Below are 19,843 nucleotides of genomic sequence, written 5' to 3'. Positions count from 1 at the left end.
GATCAGTTGAATCGGTCATAGTCCCCAAAATTGGGAATAGGTGGGGTGATTCGTCTACAGCACCCGGATGACGACGGAATCACTCGACATCTGCGACCACGTCACCGTCTGCCCGAAGGTCGGCGCCTCGATCACCATCCCATTGCCCGCGGCGAGCTGGACATGTTCGGGGCCACGGGAACTGAACGAGCTACTGGGGAAAACCAGATCGCCCGGCTGCACGTCGGACGGATGCACCCGGACGCCGCTGTAGATCTGTTCGTAGGTGGTGCGCGGCAGGATCACTTCGCCGTTGGTGGCCTGCGCGATCGCGTATTGGGTAAGGCCCGAACAATCGAAACCGCCGCCGGTCGGGCCGCCCGCGCCGCCCCCGCCCCAGACGTACGGCGCACCGAGCCACCCGCTGGCCGCACTGACGGCGTGACCACCGCGAGTGCCGTCCGATGGAACCCGGCGCCGGTCATCACTGGTGCGCCGGATTCCACTGCTGCGCCGCCCACCCCCGGAACCCCTCGATGGTCGACGTCGACGGCGCCTGCGCCGCTCGATCGGCGGCTGCCCGCGGCGACGCGATGCCGGCTCCTCGGGCGGGACGATCTGCGCGGCCTGGCGCCGGGCCGCGTCTAGATCGCCATTGACCTGCTTGGTCGCGTTGGCGACCGCCCGCTGCGCGGAATCGAGCAGCGCCGGACCACTGAACCGCAGGTCACCGAGGCTGCTGAGGGCCTTGACCCGCGACTGGAATTCGGCGATCTCGCGGTCGAGGGCGCGACGGCCGAGCACGGTGCCGTCACCGGAACTGGCGACCGCCTTGTCGACCACACCGGCCCGGCCCGCATGGGCCTCGACCACGGACTCGTGCCTGCTGCGCGCCTCGGAATAGCCGGTCTGCATCTGACCGCCGCGCAACGCATTCGCCGCAAGGTCGGCCTTGGCGATCGCCGTGCTCGTCCCTGCCGTCGGCTGACCTTCCCCGTAGAGGCCGGCCAGTTTGCGCAGCACGCCCTCGGCGTCCGTCGTCAGCCCCGGCGCCATCCGACCGGCCTACCGTCGCGCATCATCGACCGCCTTTCCGATTCCCCGTCATTGTCCCGACAGCCGAAGCCACCATCTTCCCAGCAATGGGACGCTGCCATCGGCCCGATCGCTTCCCAGCGCCGGGAAGGCCAGACAATGAGGGGCGATAACAGCGGGAGGCGGTGTCGACAGAATGGTGGCAGGTGTGGCGGACACCGAGGTCCAACAGGCACAGAGCGCGAAGCCCGCAGAGGTGGCCGCTGTCGTCGCGGCCCCGCGCACGCAGAGCGCCACGCCCGCCGAACCCGAGGTCGGCCAGGTGGTCGCGCAGCCCGTCGAGAATGCGCGGCCGGCGGATTCGGCAGACCCCTCAGGCGCAAAGGACGCAACCCAACCAGAGGCGCGTCCTGCCCTGCCTGCCGACGGAAAGAAGGGCTCCGGCGATCCTGATTCCGTACGGCCGATCTCAGCCAAAGATCCCGGGCGTACACCACCACCTTCCACCGGCGACTGGATGAAGATCGTGCCGCCGCCCGGTGCTTCTCCGAAGACGAAGCTGTTGATCGCGCAGGCCGAGAAGGCGATTCGGTTCGCCGTCGACCTGCTGGGCCGTGAGTACACCGTGACGCCGCCACCCGAGGTCAGCGCACTGCTCAAGACGGTGAAGGCCGACAATGTCGGCAACGGCCAGATGGTCGAGGCGTACAACAAGATTGCCGACCAGTCCCGCCAGACCAAAACCGCGCTGCTGAGCATGGACGACAAGGTCGCCAAAACGTCAACGGTGATGGCCGACGAAAAGTCCAAGAATCTGGCGGCGATCAAGACGATCGTCAGCGAGCTGAAGGACGGCCTGAGACCGTACAACCTGGTCAAAAAGCTCACCGCCGTGCAGGATTACGCGGTGATGCAGATGGTCGCTCAGGCGCTGCGCAAGATCTGCGAGAAAATCGTCGCGGCCGCCGACTACAACTGGGACATCGCCCACGGCAAAGACGGCGGTAACGGCGGAGGCGGAGGCGGGATCCCGGGTGGCGGAGCTCAGCAGCCCGGCGGTGGCCAGGGCGGTGGGGGCGACGGCGGTCTGGGCGGACTGCTCGGCATGCTGCCCATGCTCGGCATGATCCCTATGTCCCTGATCCCCATGCTGCCGATGCTGCACGAAATGTTCGCGCCTGAGGAGCCCAAGAACGGCGAGGAAAAGAAACCCGAGGGCGCGCCGCCGCCACCACCGCCGCCCGGTGAGGGGAAGCCACCGGAGGGCCAGGCCCCGCCGCCGAGCGATGCCGGTAAGCCAGCCGAAGGCGCTGCGGCGCCGGGCGACCAGAAGCCGAACGACCCGAACAAGCTGGCCGGTGAGCCGGCCAAGAGCGAGGAACCGAAGGCCGCGACGGCCTGAGCCCAGCTGTGCTCGGCACGGCCGTCGCACGTCCTGTCCTGCACACCCCCGCCGGTGACTCAGGTATAGACCTGCGGCCGAACGGGTTTCGGCTGCGGCGGCGCACCGCCTCCCGGTGCGACATCGACGGTCGGCTGGGCACCCGCGGTGAGATCGCCGCCGGCCTTGTCGATACCGCTGGGATGGAAGAAGCCCTGGAACCGGCCGAACGGGCCGTGGCCGTCATCGGGTGGGTTGTGCGGATCCAGCTGCACGAGTTGGCCGTTGAGCAGCACATTCAGGCCTGAATCATTCATGACGACCAGTGCGGTCCGGTTCTCCCACTGGATCACATCGCCGGTGCGCAGCCGCTTATCCGGGTCGGTGCTGTTCGGATCGACCGCGGTCCACGGATTGCTCGGCGTCTGCTGCCCGGTCGTGCCGGCATACGCGGCATTGGCGTCGCTGCCGTTGGCGTTGTAGATCTCCTTGTTCAACGCCTGCGCTACCGCGGACGGCACCTTCTGCGTAGTGCCGTCCGGCAGCGGAGCATCGGTCATCCCACCGGGCATGACCACCGGCGGCGGCGCACCAGGACCATAGGACGCGGTCGCGACCGGCGGTGCCGCCTCGCCCGGAGCCGGCGGCGCACCACCGGGCGCCTGCGCCGACGCCTGCGCCGTCGCGGCCTCCTCGTCGGCCTTCCGCTCCTCCCGCTCGAGCCTGCGCTCCTCCTCGTACCGCTCGCGCTCTTCCTGCTCGGCCTTCTGCGCCATCATCATCTGCGCCGCCTGCCCGACCATCTGCGGCAACGTGCCCAGCATCATCATCAGCGGCAGAGCGAGATTCATCCCGCCGCCCCCTTGCTGCTGACCGGGTTGCGGCTGCGGCTGCGGCTGTCCCGTACCACCGGGCGAAGTTCCACCCTGGCCTTGACCCTGACCACCGGGCTTGTCCTGACCACCCGATCCCGAACCACCCGAGGCACCCCCACCCGAGCCGGTCCCGTCACCGCCGCCGGCCCCGTCGCCCGCACCGGTACCCACGCCTTTTCCGATCTTCTCGATGTCATTGGCGAGGTCGTTGAAGAACTTGGCCAGCTTGGGATCGGTAGCACCGGGAGCCGTCGCGCCGCCCGGCCCATTGGGCCCGTTCGGAACACCGCCCGGTCCGTTCCCCCAATTCTGGTTGGCACCAGGCCCGGTCGGCGTCGGGCCAGGAGCACCCGGGCCCTGTGGTGTGGGGCCGGCCGGTGTGGGCCCCGGATTTCCCTTTTTCTTGCCGTCGTCGGTGGGGTCACCTTTCGGATCGCCCTTGGGTTTTCCACCGGGGTCATCGGATGGCTTGCTACCCCCGACACGCTCGTTGACCTTGTCGATCCTCTTGGAGATATCCAGGGACGTGCTACGGAGCGCTTCCAGGAGCTTCTGTTCCAGCTCCTTGGGCAGTTCGAACGACGTAACGTTGCCATCTTTGTCGTACTTGCGCTGAACCTTGGTCTTCTTCTCCTCTTCCAACTCTTCCAGCGTCTGGCCCCACGGCCGGGAACTCACCCACATCGGCGAGCGCATCACGTGCCCGAGATCTTCGAGCTTCCCCTCGATGTATTTTTTCGCGTCTCGCACCTCGGCTGCGAGATCCTTCGTCAAGACCTTGACCTTTTCGAGTCGGTCGGCCAGGTCCAGGTTCAGGCTCTCGATTTTCTCGTGGTTTTCGCGGTAGGTCTTCACCATCTCCGAGGTGAACTTCCCCGTCGGCAGACCCGCGTTCTTCAATTCTTTTTCCGGGTCCGGCGCACCGGAAGGCTGCCCCGACCCGAGCTTGTCCACCTGCAGCTGCATGATTCGCCGCATCGTTTCGGCAGTGTCGTAGAAAAACTCACTGCCACCCGGCGGGACCGGAAAATCGACCGGTATGTAGTGCTTTCTCTGGTCGCCCATGTAGTAGGCGATACCGAGGATGTCCTTGTTGTCTTTTCCGCCGAGGGCGACGATCGTTCCATCGTCGTTGATCCGGTAGGCCTTGATCTTGTCGGCGATCGACTTGTCGAAGTCGAACGCCTGCGACCACAGGGCCCGGCCTTTGTCCCCCTTGGCAAGATTCTGGCCGCCGAGGATGTCGATCGAATCCTTGTCGAACCGCGCGCCCGTAACCGACGTGGAACCGTTGTCTGTGCCGGATTGGAGAGCTTTTTGGCCGAGCTCTTTGTCGACGAATACCAGATTGCCATCCTGGAATCGCACGGCGTATCGACCATTGTCCGAGACCAGTTCGTCGTTCGGACCGAGGGTGCCGCCGACCTTGATGGTGTTGCTGTCGGTGGCGGCGTCGAGCGTGACGTCTTTCGTCGCCGGGGCATCGAATTCAGGCTCGACTGCCCCCTTGATCGGCGCGGTGCCGTCGAGCTTCTTCTCTTCGTCCTTCGGCGGAGGGTTGAACCGGTAGTAGTGGTAATTGAAATTATCGACCGCCGTGTCCTGTTTCGGATTCGAAGAGGTCGACCCGCCACCAGCGTTTTCACTCGGCTTCTCGGACGGCTTGGCGTCCTCCTGTGCCCGGATGGTGTCGACGAGCGGCGGCGGTCGCTTGTCGGGCGGCAGAATTCCGGCGGCTTCGTTTTGCTGCTGCTGGTATTCCTCCAGCAGGTACCGCGGTTTCTCGTCGTCGGCCATCAGCACACCTGTTCGCGCGCAACCAGAAGCCCGGCACAGCAGCTACCAGCTGCGACGGCGATGGACATCGCTACTCCTGTCGAACTCGACGGTGCGGCAAAGGCCTTCCGAGGCACCCTTGTGACTCGACACGCGCTCAGGACCCATCATGGCTACTCCTCGGGACCGGCGGCGGCGCGACCGGAGGCGGCCCGGCCGAGACTCCCGGCGGCGGCCCGGAGATCCCGGTCGGCGGCGCGACCGAAGTGCCTGGCGCAGAAACGGTTCCGGTGGTGGTAACCGGACGGGCGTCGCGTCCGGTATCTGCGGCCGACACCACCGACGGCGCCTCCACGAACAGCGGGTGCTCCATGATCTGCTCGTGCGCGTACACGGCGTCGCGCAGCGCTTGGCGGCTCGGCTCGCCCTCCAGCAGCAGGACCAGCTCGTTGCAGCGGCGCTCGAACACCATGTCCCGCAACGAGGAATCGGAGCTGTCGACGCGGAGGTCGCCGATGCCGACGCGGCCGGGGTCGACGCGGCGGGAGAGCATGGAGGCGGCGAGCAGGTCGTCGGCATCGCGCAGGTCGTCCCACCAGGGGGCGGGGACGGGCTGGCCGGCTTGGATCATGGCGAGGATGCGCTCGCGCACCGAGCGGGCTTCGGACGCCTCGACCGGCACCGGACCGGCGCGGCCGACGCGGACGTGCGCGTCGACGGCCAGCTCGACGCAGCGGCCGGGGACCTGCGTGTCCGTCACCGCGGACACGTGCTCCAAGGCGCTCATCGTGCCGAACAGTCCGAGTCGGTCGGCCGTATCCGGCGTGAATACGCGCAGATCCACTTCCTCGGCGGGGCGGACGTTGCCTTCGGTCGACACATCACTCAGCTGCGCGCGCAGACCAGGATCGATCGGCCCGGAGGAGACCAGCGCGGACAGCTTGGCATTGGCCTTGGCACCCCACGCGAGACCGAATTCGGCCAGCACTCGGGCCGGGTCGGTGACGCCTTCCCACGGCGAGCCCTCGTCGGTGTCGGTGCCGAGCAACTCGTCCCAGACCCACGGCGAGGACACTTCGCGGGGCAGGAACAGCCCGGCGGGCATCCAGCCGCGGCCTTCGTTGGTGGTGATGAACACGCCGGCACCCGCCGGGCCGCGCATCACCGAGACCGCCCAGGTCAGGCCGATGACCGAGGAATCCACCGCGGCCAGCACCGACCGCAGCAGCGTCCGGGCGATCACCAGGTCCTCGTCGACCTCGTCACCGACCACATGCGACGGCTCGGCGGCCTTCTCCTTCGCGGCGGCCACGGCTGCCGCGAACGGGGTCGGCATGGGCGCCATGAACGGCGTGGAGTCGGCCCGGCCGCCGGTCTGCGACGGCGATGCGGTGGCGGAACGGTCGTCCATCCCGCCCATGACGGGAGCCATCGGCGCGACGCCCGGCACACCGGTCGGGGGCGGTGTGGTCCCGGTCGGCGCCGTCGCTCCCGTGGGCTGAGCCGGCGCGGACGCACCGGTGTTCGTCCCGGTGTCCGTGCCCGCACCTGCGGCAGCGGCGGGCATCTGCGGCGTCGCGCCCGAACCGGGTTGCTGCGCGGCGGTTTCCGGCGCGCCCGGGGTTGCGGGCATGCCGGGCTGCGGTGTCGGGACATTCGCCGCGGGCTGGTCGGGCGCCGTGCCCGACGGGGGCGTCTGATCCGGCGCGGTGCCGCCCGGAGCCGCCGGGTCGGGTGTGGTGCCGTCCGGCGTCGAGGTTTCCGGTGGCGTGACGTCCGGACCGGTGCCTCCTGCCGACGGTGCGTCGGGTGCGGGCCCGACCGGTGTGGGCATGGGCGCCGGCGGAGTGTCGGTCCCGCTGCCGCCCGGAGTGTCGAGGCCCTGGCCGCTGTTGCGAATATTCGCCGCGCCCTGCTGGTCGGACGCTTCGTAGTCGTTGGCGGACTTGATCAGATAGTCCGCGGTCTTGTCGTGGTCGTCGGCGAGGGCGTTGCCGGCCTTCTGACGTTCTCGGTAGTAGTCGAGCAACGCTTTGTGGACGGGGTCGGCGATCGACCCGTAGGTCCGCGGAAAGTCATTCAGCCACTGCTCGGGAGGCTTCGCCCATTCCCGGGTATCCGCGGCGACGCGCCTGTGCTGTGCGGCCAGCTGCCGCAACACCGCAGGGTCGAGACTCAGACCTTCCGGCACGCCTGATCACTCCTTCCACACCACTGACCCGTCCATTTTCGGCGCTTCCCGCTCTTGGGAATCCGTCTGCAATCAACGGACGGTCGGCGCCGAGACCGCAGACGGACGGTTCGCGCCGGTCCGGGGCTCGGCCGGTTCCGGCAGCGCCGGATGCCCGGTCACCTGTGCGTGGGCGTACGTCGCATCCCGCAGCCGCTGCCGGGTGGGTTCACCGGCCAGCAGCAGCACGAGCTCGTCGCAGCGACGCTCGAACACCATGGCCCGCAAGGCCGATCCTTCCGCGCCCGCGTGCTCTGACCGCAACTCCCCCAGGGCCACTCGTGAGGCGTCGAAACGCCGCGACACCATCGACGCCGCGATCAGGTCGTCCAGATCCCGCAGCTCGTCGTACCACTGCTCGGGCACCTCGCGGGCCTGCCGGATCGCGCGCAGCATGCGCTCGCGGAGTGCGGGCGCACCGAGGGCGTCGACATTCTCGCCGAGGGCGCGGGTCACCCGCTGATGGGCGTCGATGGCGAGATCGACGCAATGGGCGTGGATGTCGTCGTCGGGTATCGCGGCCACCCGCGCTAGCATGCGCGGCGACGCCGTCAGTTCGAGCCGGTCGACGAGCCTGCCGGTGCGCGCGCTCAGATCCATCTCCGGAGACGCCGGCACTTCTCCGATGGTCGCCACATCGCCGAGTTGCGCGGTGAGCATCGACGGGATCGGCAGCGAGGAGGCGAGCGCGGTCAGCCGCGCGCCCGATTTGCGCCCCCATGCCACCGCGAATTCGGCCAGCACGCGCGCCGGATCCGACAGGCCCTCCCATGCCGAGCCATCGGAGACCGACCACATCCACGGCGTCGACAGCTCCGGCGGCACGAACACACCGGTCGGCAGCCAGCCCCGGCCTTCATTGGTGGTGAGGAAGGCGCTCACACCGCCGGAGTGCCGCATGATCGCCACCGCGGTCTCGTGCCCGACCACGTGGGGTGCCGCCGCGAGAACACCGGCCAGCAACGTGCGGGCGAGAACCAAATCGCCGTCGACCTTCTCGCCCAGGACGAACGACGGTCCGGCTGCCGCCGCCATCGCAGCGCCGACGACGTTGCGGACCATGTCGCCGGAATCCGCTGCCTCCGAGGGCTCCTCGTGCTGAGGCGCGCCGGTGCGACCCGCGGACTGGTTGTTGGACGACGCCGCGGGAGCGGTGCCGGTGCCCGGAGCCGATGAACCGGGCGGCGGTTGCACACCAACGATCGGAGACTTGGCCGGGGCCGCAGGTGGTGCGGGTGGCGTCGCGGACGACTGCGGCGCCACGGCCCCGGCCGGTGTACCAGCGGGTTTGCTGGTGACGGGCGGTGGCGGAGAAGTAGGAGCCGTCGCCGAGACCGCGGCCGGCGGCGGACCTGCGGGCAGGATCGGCGGCGGCATCGCGCCCATGGCGGCCGCGGCGGCGGCCTCCGATCCCGAATCCGTCTCCGCCACCAGGTCCGTTTCCGGATTCTTCTGACCAGCGGCCCGAATGGCGGCATCGGCGACGGCATCGGTGCGCTCTGCCGCCGGGTCGGTGTCGGGGACATCAGCTTTCGCGCGGGTGGATTCGCCCTCGGACCGCTGCTCGTCGGAACCGGCCGCACGATAGGGGCTCGCACCCGCCAAGCGATCCGAACCGTCCTCGGGGATCCGATCGACCGGGCCGTTCGAGCGATCCACGCCCGGATCAGAAGTCGTTGTGCCCCTGGTCGTATCGGGGACGAAAGCAGCCCACGGTGTTGCCGTCTGACCGGCGGGACCACGCCCCACCGGACCGGCGTGAACCGGAGCATCCGGGGTAGCGGAAACCGGGGCATCCCTGCCCGTCGGTGTCGGGTCGGCATCCGGGTGCGGGACATTGTCGGTCGACTCGACCGGCAGGGTCGTGGGCTCGGGCGCGGGCCCGGTGACGAGATCAATCGGCATCGGCGAATCGGGCGGTTGCTCGATCACATCGCCGGCCTCTTCCAGCGGCATCGGCGGCGGTCCCGATGCATCCGGATTCGGCAGCGGCGCGGGCAGCGGAACACCGCGCGGACCCGGCGGCGCGGCAGCGGGAGGCGGTTGCGGAACCCGGTCCTGCTCAGGCGAGGTCGGCGCACGACGCTGCGGTGGCTCAGGCGCTCCGGACCGTCCAGGCGTCCACGGTCCCGGCTGCCCGAGAATATCGGCGATCCGCGCCAGGGCAGGTACGCCCGACGGGCTCAGCGAGGCCAACGCCGCCGCCACCACGTCACGCACGTCGGCGCGTGCATTCCCCAGAATCGCCGCGATCGACGCTTCGGTCTCTTCCGGCGTCGGCTTGTTCGCCGCGTCGTCGGACTCCCCGGCACCACCGTCGGATTCGGCGCGACGGCGCACGGCAGTGATCCGCGCCGTGGCGTCGTCGACGATATCCAGGATTCGGTTCCGGGTGCGGTAGACCAGCTCGCCGAAACCGCGGAAAACCTCGCTCGCGGCGAGCAGCGCCTCGGAAAACGCCTGCGGCACACCTTGCTGCGCCAGCATTTCGTCCTTGATCGGCTGCAAGCCTTCGCTGGCGCGCACCGCTTGATCAAAGGCCAGCCGCGCTTGTGGCGCGTCGCCGGTGTTCAGCGCGTCGGCCGCGGCCCGTGCCCGGGTTTCCAGGGCATTCCAGTGCGCCGGAGCGATCGCCGGCCAGTCGTCGCCGACGATGGCGTCCCAGTACGGGCTCGTCCGCTCCGGCTCCATGGCGCTCGACTCGTCCGTGTCAGGTCTGCTGGTGTCCGCGCACCGCGGCACCGCCGAGGAGGTCGGCGATGTCGTGGGCGTTGGCACCGTCCACCGCCACCCGGAAGGCGAGATCGGCGCGGCCGAGGCACTGACGCACCGCATTGCCGAAAGTCTCGGTGATCCAGTCGAGTTCGCCGACCAGCGCATGATCCAGCGACGACGACGGACGGCACGGCAGCGTGAAATCGCCCACCGCCGCGCGGACCTGTCCCGCCCCGGACGTCATGGCATGCAGGTATGCCCCGACCGGGCGCAGGACTTCGGGTGTGCTGTCACGGTCCAACATGTCAGGTCCTTGTCTCGGATACCGCCGTCAGGACGTGCGGCCCAGTTCGGCGTTCTCGATGGCCCGGTAGGCGGCCTCGGTCGGCAGGTCGAAGGCGTCGACGGTGTAGGGGCGGGCGCCGTTGTATTCCATCTCCGCGCGCAGGCCCACCCGGGATTTCAGGTGCGCCAGCTTCGCGATGCGCAGGATCTCGGCCGCCAGCCAGGCATCACCGTTCTCCCTGGCCTCGTCGGTCAGGTGCAGGCCGACCACCTCACCGTCGCGGTTGCAGGCCACGCCGACACTGTGATCGAGGTTGACCACCTCGTAGATCATGCTCTGCCAGTCCGGGGCGGCGGGGGCGTCGCCGGGGTAGCCGTCGTCCTGGTCGAAGTCGTCGTAGTCGGCTAGTTCGGTCGCGTTGGGGTGCGTCATCGGCTCATCTCCGGGGGTCGTTCGGTGGTGTCGGCGGCCGCCACTGCGGTGCGGCCGGGGGCCGGTGCGTCCGAGGTCGCGGACGGCGCGGTCAGATCGGCGACCAGGCCCGACCACATCGTGTCGTCGATGGTCATCACGAATTTCAGCGGCCAGAACCACGCCCCCAGGTACACCTCGCCGGTACCGTCGGGCCCCACGTCGATGCGGTCGGTGCCGTCGTCGGCGGCGTCGAGGACGATGGTGGTGACGGGCGGGCGTTTATCGTCGACGTGAATGATCGGCGCTCCCCCACCCGGGAAGAAACCCCGCCGGCATCGTGGGCTCTTGCCGACGGTGACGGCCTCGCTGTTGGTCGTGATGGTGACCTCGGGGTCGAGCAGCAACTGCATCACCCACGACCGCGCGACCGCCACCGCGTCATCGGCGTTGATCGCCACGGTGAGGTACGCAGCGAGATCGATGACGAGAATCGCGTCCGCCAGGGTGATTCCGGCCACCACCAACCGCCGGGCGGAATCCACCGGGGGCGGCAGCTCATCGGCCGACAACGTCAGCAGTTGTGCGCCCGCACCGGTATTCGCGACCGGGTACGCGGTCACCGCGCCCGTCGCCACCTCCACGGTGAAGGCGCCGAACGGGGCCGCGGCATTGGCGGCAGTACCCGCCAGCCTGGACAATCCTTCGTCGTGCAACCAGCGGATCGCCTCGCCGGGGCTGACGGTATCCGCCTGCGTCACGACGTCTCCCCGGGCGCCGCCGCGGCCACCTCCGGTTCGGCGGGCTCCAGCGGACCGTCCATGATCAGGCGATACTGACGTCCGGCGTCATCGGCGCTGTCGCGGATCGCGGCCATGATCTCGTGCACCAGTTCCGGACTACTGAACCGATCGACGGTCCCGGGCGCCAGATACAACCCGGTCAACCGGCCCATCGCATCGACCTCCGGAATGACCGCACCGCTCGGCGACGGACGGCGCGCCCGGATCGCATCGATCTTCTCCCGCATATCGGCGATGCGGTGGCGCAGATCCCGCGCCATATCGAGGGCGGCCTGCACATCGGGGTGAATATCGGTCATGCGGTACCTCCGGTGTGACTCGAATGCTGGTTGGCCCCGGCCGAATTCGGGGTCGGCGGGGTGACGCTGGGCGCGATGGCCGGCCGTTCGCCGATCACCATCTCGGTGTGCGGGGTGTCGTCGACGTACATCAGCCGGTCCGGGTGCCAGGCCACGACTCGGCTGCGGTCCTCACCACCGCCACCGGCCCCACCGGCCCCCGGCGCCATCGGCATGTACGGCATCATCGGCATCCCGCTGCCGCGCATCGCGCTGCCGGCCCCGCCGGACGACGACGCGGTCAGCGGTTCGATCACCGGCGCCCGCGGCAGGCTCTGCGACAGGCCGGCCGGCACCGACGCCGACGCCGTCAACGGCATCGGCGCGGCCACGTCACCTGAGCCGAAGCCCCCACCACCCAGTGATCCACCGAAGCCACCGCCGCCACCGCCGCCGAAACCGCCGTAGCCGCCGAGCGAGTCGAAACCGTAGCTGTCGTCGTAGTACTCGTCGCCCAGGGCGTAGTCGTCGAGATACTCCTGCGACGACTGATCCAGCGGTAGACCGCCCATGGTGGACATCGCGTTCATCATGGCTGGAAGCAGGTTCGCGAGCATGCTCGGATCCATGGCCTGCTCTCCCGAGCCCTGCTCGCCGCCGCCCTGGCCGCCCGCGTTCTGCCCGGCCGTGCCCGGACCGGTTCCGGCCTCGGCCGCCGCCTCACCCGGCAGCGGCGAGTTGGTGGCCGCGCTGTAGCCGGTGACGGTTTCGGCCGAACGCGCGTTCTGCTCCTCGAATTTCGCCAGCGCCAGTGCCGTGCGCGCCTCGTCTTTCGAGCGCATCGCGGCCAGCAGTTCCTTACGGGCGGCGATGATCTCCTCCGGAGTCGGATGCGTCGACTTCGCGATCCGGAACGCCTCGCTGTAGGAGTCGATCGAATCGGCGAGCAGCCCCATCCCGGTCACCAGATGACCGAGCCAGCCGCCGTACCGGGTGAGATTGCCTGCGACCTTCTCCCCCACCGGCGTCCAGTGCGCCATCGCCGAAGCGGAATCGGCGACGGCCTGATTCGCGATCGGCGAGATGTCACGAGCGAATCCTCTGACCTTCTCGGCGAATTCCTTCGCCGGTCCCGGCCCCGGACCGGCGTGCAGCTGCTTGGCGAAGGTCAGCGGATCGATGGACCCACCGCTCGGCGCGGAATACACCGGTGGCTTGCGATGCGGCATCGGCACTGGCTCGGGGATCGGGTTCGCGATGATCTCGCCACCGCGCCCGCCGATGGTGCGCGCCCCCTCGCTGTCCTGGGTGCTGTAGGCCTCGGCCGACTTCCCGATCTTGTACGCATCCTCGGCGACCGCATTGAGCACATCGATCATGCCGTTCACCACGGTCGCGGTCTGCGCGTTCAGCCGCGGCACCGTCGCGCCGGAGATCGGGTCGGCCCCGGCAGGTACCACCCACCCACTCGGCAGCGCCAGCCCGGTGTCGCGCGCGGCGTCGGTCAGGCTCGACGCCGCCTTCACCAGCGCGCTCAGATCGACATTGAGAGCCACGATCGTCTCCCCTCACACCAACCCGCACCCACTACGCCACCACCGTCGGCTGCTGATCAGCCGTTGCGGGCGCGGGCGCCGCCGCACCGGCGTCGGCGGGCGGCACCGCATCGATTCCGTTCGGATGGAAGAAGCCGATGAACTCGCCGTAAGGACCTTCCGCCTTCATGATGTCGCCGGTCAGGGCCTGGAGTTCGCCATTGGCGATGATCTCCAGATTGCCTTCCGCGCCCGCCGCGGGAACCGCACCATCGGCTGCGGGAACCGCACCGGCACCGGCCTCGCCGGGCTTCCACACCACCACGATCGCGGTACCGTCCTTGAAACTCACGACATCGCCGGGGATCAACTTGACCGGATCGATCCGCAGTCCGATCTTCTTGTCGTCGTTCCACATCGCCGGCGTATTCGCGTACGCGGCCTTGGCATCGATACCCTTCTTGTTCGCGACCGCGGCGTCGAAGGCGCTGTACACAACAGGTGACACCCACAGCGAGGGCCGACCGGCGAACTTGTTGTACTCCACCAGCCCTTTGTCGTTCGGCACCGGCCCCGGCGCCTGACCAGGCGGTGGCGGCGTGCCCGCCCCGGGAGCGGCAGTCACACCCGAATTCGCGTTCACCTGCTGCCCATTCGCACCACCCGGCGCCCCCGCACCCTGCTGCGCCACCGCAGGCTGTGCCGCAGACCGCGGCGGCACCACATCACGCGGCTTGTCCCTGTCCCGCCGATCCTCGAGCTCCTCCCGGCGACGCGCCAGATCCCGATCCAATTCGTTGCGCCGCGCCAATTGATCGTTCATCCCGGGCAACCCCATCCCCATACCAGGCATGCCCATGCCCATGCCCGGGAAGCCCATCCCGGGCATCCCCATACCCGGCATACCACCGAGCCCCGGCGAACTCGGCGAGGAAATCGGCGGATTCACCCGCGGCGGCGTGGAGATCGGCGGAGTCGCCGTCGGCGGTTTGATATCCGAAACCGGCGGCTTGACCCCTGTTGTGGGCGGTTTCGTCGTCCCCGGAGGGGTGGCTCCGGGCGGGGTGATCGTTCCCGGACGAGTCGGGTCGGGGGTGGTGCCGGGTTGTTTGGGGCCGTTGTCGTTGAGCCAGGGGGGCGGGTTCTGGCCGGGGTTGTTCGCGCCCGGGGTGCCTGGGGTGCCCGGGGCGCCGGGAATGCCGGGCCCCGGAGTGCCTGGTGGTTTCTGCCCGGCGAGCGCGGCCTCGACCTGCTTCCGAAAGGCGTCCATATCTTTCTTGCCCTGCGCCGCGCTCGCATCCAGAGCTTTCTGAACTTCCTCCCGGAGGTCCTGGCCGAATTCCTGCGACTTCTCGGTCGTCTCCGCGCGCACTCCATCGACGCTCAGGAACCCCTGCTCCAGTATCTCGAAGAAGGTGGCGTCATTATTCGCCATCTTGGCGTAGTTATTGATGCCGTCTATCAAGTCGAGAATGTTGGTGCGACCGGTCTTCGTCAATTCCTTGGACTTGACGACCGTGTCCCAGGCCTTCTGCTGCACCGCTTCGTAGCCATCGGCAGCGCGGATGAGACCTTCGGACGCATTCGTGTACTCGTCGATACCGGGGTTTGCCAGATGCATCTTCGGCAGCTCGGGCAACTCCATATCGGCGGGTTCGTCCTGACCGAACATCCGGTACGTGATATCGAGGTATTCGACCAGCGAAGGGTTCGAAGGCGCCGAGGATTCCGGCGACGTCGAAGGATCCGAAGGTTCCGCCACTACGCCGACCTCCCAACTCGCGAGGACATCAAATGGTCACTGCGGCCGCAGCCCCGGTGTCCTTTGAATACAGTTCCTTCATGCCCCGAGACAGCCCGTCCGGCTGCCATATGAACCCCTTCGTATTGTCGGGATTCGTATACTGGGCAAAGTCACCTTTTTTCGCCGACTCGACGAAGCCGCCCACATACTTGCCTGCATTTCCCCCGCCCTGTGCGCCGGAACCTTTTGCACCCTTGCCAGGTGGTTGAACAGGCGGCGTCGGGCCCGAACGATTCAAACCATATCCCACGAGTGCGAATGCACCCTTGGTCAAGTCCGTGCCATAACCCGAAGATCTGAAGTTGTTGCTCACGTTGAACGGATTCCTGGTACCCGCGCGGCGGCCCGGATCGAACAATCCGTTCTGACTACCGCGCTGACCGACCGGATTCGGAGTCCGGCCCGCTCCCCCGCCTGCCCGTCCGGCGGCGTGCCTAGCGCCGCCGGCCGCACGACCGCCGAACCTCCCGGCGAGTCGGCCGAGGCCCCGCGCCGCGATGGATCCGCCGACTCCAGCGGTCAGTCCCGCACCAAGGGCAGCTTTCCATCCACCGGCGCGCATCCCTCCGTGCTCGATCCCATCGGCAATCCACCCTCCGGCAGCCGCCCCGAGCATGCCGCCGACACCCGGCAACATCGCATTGCCCACCGCGCCGAGCACAACCGGCGCCGCTACGGTCGCAACGGTCTTGAAGACCGATCCCCAATCCATTCGATCACTCCCTCACAGATCGGCGAACGCGCGTAGCCCGGGCCGTACACGACAGCGCCAAGCCTGCCAACGGGACCTGTTGCGGCCCAGGTCGGTGGCAACTGCGATCAGCCATGGCAGGCCCCTTTCACGGACCTATTGTCGGAGATTCCCAACACTGGGAAGGCGGCGCCGGCCGAGACGGGTCAGGATTGGGTAGACCACATCCGCCGAGCACGCGATGACCCGGTCGCCACCGTCGAGTGACGAACCGCTGTCATGGAATCGCCCATCGCTGACCGACAGGGGAGGACTGCTGGATGGACCTCCGTCGCCGCGGCCGCTGGGTCGCTACCGAAGGGCTCGCCGGCACAGGTGAATACGCGCGGAATGTGAGCCATGACGAGCGCTGAGCTATGGGCTGCTACCAATGAGTCCGCACTCGACCCGAATGTAACCGAGGACGAACTTCCGCCCGGCCAGGGCCCCCGGTCACCGGAACGTCCACACATCGCCAGTGCGCGTACAGTATCGGTCAACCCACCCGGCACCCCTGCCAATTCTGGTCCCACAGCCGCTGATTCAGGGCAATCGAACCGGGCCCCGTCGGTAGTTCCCGCCCCGAGGGACAACTCGTCGACAACGGTCGCGCCGCCCGGAGGAACGCCGGCTACGGCCGCCACGACCAACGCAGCCACCGCCACACCGGGCCAACCGCTGAATGCGGTGCCGACCACCGGATCACCGTGGGCGACAACGGGCACAACGACTTCGACGCAACAGTCCGCGCCGGTCGACGATGACAATCCGGACCAGCTCACCGGCTCGCTGGACTTCGGTACGCAGATGCTGCCGATCTTGGCCTCGGCGTTGTCGAGCCTCGCCGATGGCAACGGCGCTGCCGTACCGAAACAAGGCGCGGGAACAACGAACGCCGACAGGGCCGGGTCAGGGAAAGCGCAGGCGCCCGACACCTCCGCGCTGACACTGCGAGGGCCCAGCCCGGCAGAGGCAGTTGATCCCGAAGTCGAATCGGCTGACGACGCCGCCGCGACCGGCTTGTCTCCCGCCGCCCAGCGCGCGATCAGGGCCCTCCGGATGCTGGCCGCGGCCTATGGCAACGGCAACCCGACAGACCCAGAGATCATCGAGTTGCGGAAGATGCTGGGCCTGACCCCTGGCAGTGGTGGGGCCGCCAGCGGCAGCCGCGCTCAGCAACTGTTTCAGCGAACTGCCGCGACCGCGTTCAACAATCTCGACAATCAACTGGCGCGATATGTCACGGAACTGGCAGGCAATCACCAGGTCGACAGAACGAAGCTGACACAGCTGATCCGGGAAGTCAACGGCGCACTGGCCACCCTCGGCCCTCATGCCTATACCCGGGCGGGCCACGCGAGAGTTCACCAGATCCTCACCGCGGCCTTGCAGAAGGCACACACCATTGTTTCCGCCGGGCAGTCCACAGCCAAGGACATGGCCGCCCATGTCGAACGTCTTACGGCTCAATACCTCTGGAATATCAACGGTCAGCGGCAAGCTACCTACGGGAACGGCACCGCAGGAGCCTGGAATGGCCCCACCGCCGTCGGGCAGGGCGGTTCGATAGGCCTCTGGATCCAGCAGGCCTTGGCGATCCTGCGCCAGTCGGGCACCGATATGAGCAAGGTGGACCCCGCCGCGATAGCCATCATCGCCCAGTACGAGTCGACCAACAACCCCCATGCGATCAATCTGACCGATAGCAACGCCGCCAAGGGAACGCCTTCCAAGGGCCTCATGCAGACCATCGACGGGACGTTCCGGCAGTATGCGCTACCCGGCTACACCGACATCTGGAACCCGGTGCACAACATCATCGCGAGTGTGCGCTATTCGCTCGACCGGTACGGATCGCTGGCCAATGTCCCGGGCGTCAAAGCGGTCCGGGCCGGCGGCCGGTACGTGGGGTACTGACCGTGGCTGTGCCCACTGCCGACACCGGTCCCGTCCAGCCGGCACCCGGGCGCAGCGAACGTCGACCGCGCTACGGCAGCAAAGGCGCACCGCCTCGTGCATCCGGCGGTGGCCCCGGCTCCGTCCCACCAGGTGCGGGAGCGGGCACCGCGCCCGCGAAGCCGGGCACACAATCCGGTAGCACGCCGACTCCCTCAGCACCTTCGACCGCGCCCGGTTACATCCCGCACAGCGGTGACGCCCGTCCTACGGGCTCGGCGCCAATGGGTGGCGCCGATCTGGGCGCCGTGCCCGCCGCGCTCCTCGCAATGGCCGCGCCCGCGCTGGCGGCGCTCGCCGCCATCGCCGGACGCTATGGTGACGGCTCACCCTCCACCGTCACCGGTCAAAGCTACGCACCCCCGGTCGTCAACACGGACGCGCCGACCGGCCCTCTGCGCATGGGTGGCGAGATGGGCGCACAATACGGCCTGCACGAGGGTAATACGTCTCGCCGCGCCGACGCTCTGGGCGAGTTGAACGTCGAGCTCGAGCGGATTCTCGGCGACGCCGCGGGTTCCACGGCGCAGGGACGAGTCGCGATCGGCACGATCATCGCCAACGTCAACACCGCGCTGACTGCTCTGGGGCCCGTGGCGGATACCCCCGCCGGTCAGCAGATGGTGACCGCCGCGCTCGGCTCCGCGCTGCAACGCGCCGGCGCCGTGCTGGGACAAGGCCAGAACGCCGCGGTGATTGCCGCGGATCGGGTAGCCGCGCTGGCCGGCCGGTATGTACGGGAGTCACGGCCACAGGCACCGGCGCCGCGCCCGCGACGCCGCACCCGGCCTGGTCGCGGCGGTGCGGGCACGGGTCCTCCCGGGACGATGCCCTCCGGGCAGCAGAGTCAGTGGATCGATCAGGCCATGCGTGTACTCGCCGAAAACGGCTACGACACCGGTCAGATCGACCGCTCCGCCATCGCGGCGATCATCCAGCATGAGTCCAGCGGGAACCCGCATGCGATCAATCTATGGGATAGCAATGCCGCCGCGGGGATTCCGTCGAAGGGACTGATGCAGACCATCGACCCCACCTTCGACGCGTATTCGCTGCCGGGGCACCGCGATATCTGGAACCCGGTCGACAACATCATCGCTGGAGTGCGCTACTCGATCGACCGGTACGGGTCGGTGAGCAATGTGCCCGGAATTGCCAGCATGCGCGAAGGCGGAGCGTACATGGGTTATTGAGCAATCATGCTCAATAACCCGGACCGGCAAGAACTCGTTTCGCGCGGGCGTCGCCGCCGGCCGGAATCTCGATTACCGCGAACTGCCCGGTGGACGGGTCTGCGGTGACGACGCGCGTCTGGTCTACCGCCACCCCAACCCGCGTAGGTGCGTGTTGGCGATAGTCCCAGAAAATGAGATCGCCGGGTGACACAGCGTCGAGCTGCACACGCTGTCCGCACAGCCCCTGGTCGGCGAGCCGACTGGGCAGCTCAACGACGGTCGACTCGGAGTTTTGTGCGCAGGACCCGGTCGGATGCGTGTACTCGGCCTGGCCGGCCGGCACCCCTGCGCCGACCGGCTCCGATGTGTCGCCCGCCGGCGTATCACAACGACCGCTCGTCAACGCTGCTGATGCTTGGTAGATCACCTCTCGAACCATCGCCGCAGGAGCCGAGTCCAATGGCTCCGCCTGGCTCCCGACCCGCATGAGCGCTAGTTCACGAGCACACTCCACGGCAAAGCCCGTATTGGTTTTCGAGGTCGCCGGAGTTTGCAGGGGAGCTGAAGCCATGGCCGAAATACAGTCACGCCGCCACTCGGTGATCTCGGTATCGCCGGAGGCAACCGTCAGCGATGCGTAGGGGTTCGTCGTCGGCACTCCCGAAGAATCCCATTCCTCGTCGGAATCACAAACGCCGGATGTGGGCGAGGCCGTCGCGGTGACCGACGGGTCCGGACCGATCGCGCTGTCGCATTGGCAATTGAAGAACCGTTCGCCGGCAGACGTACTGATTCCGGTGAATGCCGCGACCACGACGAACAACGCTCCGCCGACCGCGGCCAGCCCGACCGCGGACCACGCCATGAACTTCAT

15 protein-coding genes are annotated in these 19,843 nt (G+C 68.2%); 3 read left to right on the top strand and 12 right to left on the bottom strand.

The genetic code is table 11. The features are described from left to right. Positions 1 to 54: 54 nt before the first annotated feature. Positions 55 to 1,035, bottom strand: coding sequence for a C40 family peptidase (locus NOCYR_RS06860; RefSeq protein ID WP_014349627.1), 981 nt, complete (start codon positions 1,033 to 1,035; stop codon positions 55 to 57). A 187-nt stretch (positions 1,036 to 1,222) separates the two neighbouring features. Between NOCYR_RS06860 and NOCYR_RS29650 the strand changes: the two genes are divergently transcribed. Beyond that, complete coding sequence (locus NOCYR_RS29650) at positions 1,223 to 2,416, top strand: hypothetical protein (protein WP_158430132.1); 1,194 nt, start codon at positions 1,223 to 1,225, stop codon at positions 2,414 to 2,416. Between the two features lie 59 nt (positions 2,417 to 2,475). Here the strand turns inward: NOCYR_RS29650 and NOCYR_RS06850 are convergent, their stop codons facing one another. The 10 genes from NOCYR_RS06850 to NOCYR_RS29100 form a co-directional block, all read right to left on the bottom strand. Further along, positions 2,476 to 5,067: a hypothetical protein gene (locus NOCYR_RS06850; protein WP_014349625.1), complete on the bottom strand. Its 2,592-nt coding sequence runs from the start codon at positions 5,065 to 5,067 to the stop codon at positions 2,476 to 2,478. A gap of 136 nt (positions 5,068 to 5,203) precedes the next feature. Beyond that, a complete protein-coding gene (locus NOCYR_RS06845; protein ID WP_014349624.1) occupies positions 5,204 to 7,237 on the bottom strand; it encodes a type VII secretion target in 2,034 nt (677 codons plus the stop codon). A 72-nt stretch (positions 7,238 to 7,309) separates the two neighbouring features. After that, complete coding sequence (locus tag NOCYR_RS06840) at positions 7,310 to 9,967, bottom strand: hypothetical protein (protein WP_014349623.1); 2,658 nt, start codon at positions 9,965 to 9,967, stop codon at positions 7,310 to 7,312. A 19-nt stretch (positions 9,968 to 9,986) separates the two neighbouring features. Further along, entirely contained in the window at positions 9,987 to 10,295 is a 309-nt protein-coding gene (locus NOCYR_RS06835; RefSeq protein WP_014349622.1) for a hypothetical protein, read from the bottom strand. 27 nt (positions 10,296 to 10,322) lie between these two features. Continuing rightward, the gene (locus tag NOCYR_RS06830; protein ID WP_014349621.1) at positions 10,323 to 10,709 is read right to left on the bottom strand and encodes a hypothetical protein; all 387 of its coding nucleotides are present in this window, start codon (positions 10,707 to 10,709) and stop codon (positions 10,323 to 10,325) included. Continuing rightward, on the bottom strand, positions 10,706 to 11,449 hold the full coding sequence (locus NOCYR_RS06825) for a hypothetical protein (protein ID WP_014349620.1): 744 nt from the start codon (positions 11,447 to 11,449) through the stop codon (positions 10,706 to 10,708). The genes NOCYR_RS06830 and NOCYR_RS06825 overlap by 4 nt, the downstream gene beginning before the upstream one ends. Then, entirely contained in the window at positions 11,446 to 11,790 is a 345-nt protein-coding gene (locus NOCYR_RS06820) for a hypothetical protein (RefSeq protein ID WP_014349619.1), read from the bottom strand. Before NOCYR_RS06820 ends, NOCYR_RS06825 begins: the two co-directional genes overlap by 4 nt. Beyond that, positions 11,787 to 13,325, bottom strand: a complete 1,539-nt coding sequence (locus NOCYR_RS06815; protein WP_014349618.1) for a PPE domain-containing protein — start codon at positions 13,323 to 13,325, stop codon at positions 11,787 to 11,789. Before NOCYR_RS06815 ends, NOCYR_RS06820 begins: the two co-directional genes overlap by 4 nt. A 31-nt stretch (positions 13,326 to 13,356) precedes the next feature. Then, entirely contained in the window at positions 13,357 to 14,976 is a 1,620-nt protein-coding gene (locus tag NOCYR_RS30300; protein WP_014349617.1) for a hypothetical protein, read from the bottom strand. 118 nt (positions 14,977 to 15,094) lie between these two features. Next, positions 15,095 to 15,820 carry a hypothetical protein gene (locus NOCYR_RS29100; RefSeq protein ID WP_148280551.1) on the bottom strand — a complete coding sequence of 242 codons (726 nt, stop codon included), beginning with the start codon at positions 15,818 to 15,820 and terminating at the stop codon, positions 15,095 to 15,097. A gap of 705 nt (positions 15,821 to 16,525) precedes the next feature. Between NOCYR_RS29100 and NOCYR_RS29645 the strand changes: the two genes are divergently transcribed. After that, positions 16,526 to 17,755 (top strand): DUF4226 domain-containing protein, encoded by a 1,230-nt coding sequence (locus tag NOCYR_RS29645; protein ID WP_052315491.1) that lies wholly within the window; start codon positions 16,526 to 16,528, stop codon positions 17,753 to 17,755. Between the two features lie 263 nt (positions 17,756 to 18,018). Beyond that, positions 18,019 to 18,987, top strand: coding sequence for a transglycosylase SLT domain-containing protein (locus NOCYR_RS30295; RefSeq protein ID WP_014349614.1), 969 nt, complete (start codon positions 18,019 to 18,021; stop codon positions 18,985 to 18,987). A gap of 10 nt (positions 18,988 to 18,997) precedes the next feature. Here the strand turns inward: NOCYR_RS30295 and NOCYR_RS06790 are convergent, their stop codons facing one another. Continuing rightward, positions 18,998 to 19,843, bottom strand: a complete 846-nt coding sequence (locus NOCYR_RS06790; protein ID WP_014349613.1) for a hypothetical protein — start codon at positions 19,841 to 19,843, stop codon at positions 18,998 to 19,000.

The sequence above is a fragment of the Nocardia cyriacigeorgica GUH-2 genome (assembly GCF_000284035.1).
GTDB classification, from domain to species: domain Bacteria; phylum Actinomycetota; class Actinomycetes; order Mycobacteriales; family Mycobacteriaceae; genus Nocardia; species Nocardia cyriacigeorgica_B.
The sequence above is the reverse complement of the archived record's forward strand: the minus strand, read 5'-3'. Positions and strand labels throughout refer to the sequence as shown.

Bases quoted from the DNA above. Each gene is read 5' to 3' on its own strand.
- NOCYR_RS06860 (WP_014349627.1), bottom strand. From the start codon at position 1,035: ATGGCGCCGGGGCTGACGACGGACGCCGAGGGCGTGCTGCGCAAACTG.
- NOCYR_RS06850 (WP_014349625.1), bottom strand. From the start codon at position 5,067: ATGGCCGACGACGAGAAACCGCGGTACCTGCTGGAGGAATACCAGCAG.
- NOCYR_RS06840 (WP_014349623.1), bottom strand. From the start codon at position 9,967: ATGGAGCCGGAGCGGACGAGCCCGTACTGGGACGCCATCGTCGGCGAC.
- NOCYR_RS06835 (WP_014349622.1), bottom strand. From the start codon at position 10,295: ATGTTGGACCGTGACAGCACACCCGAAGTCCTGCGCCCGGTCGGGGCA.
- NOCYR_RS06830 (WP_014349621.1), bottom strand. From the start codon at position 10,709: ATGACGCACCCCAACGCGACCGAACTAGCCGACTACGACGACTTCGAC.
- NOCYR_RS06820 (WP_014349619.1), bottom strand. From the start codon at position 11,790: ATGACCGATATTCACCCCGATGTGCAGGCCGCCCTCGATATGGCGCGG.
- NOCYR_RS30300 (WP_014349617.1), bottom strand. From the start codon at position 14,976: ATGTTCGGTCAGGACGAACCCGCCGATATGGAGTTGCCCGAGCTGCCG.
- NOCYR_RS29100 (WP_148280551.1), bottom strand. From the start codon at position 15,820: ATGGATTGGGGATCGGTCTTCAAGACCGTTGCGACCGTAGCGGCGCCG.
- NOCYR_RS30295 (WP_014349614.1), top strand. From the start codon at position 18,019: ATGGGTGGCGCCGATCTGGGCGCCGTGCCCGCCGCGCTCCTCGCAATG.
- NOCYR_RS06790 (WP_014349613.1), bottom strand. From the start codon at position 19,843: ATGAAGTTCATGGCGTGGTCCGCGGTCGGGCTGGCCGCGGTCGGCGGA.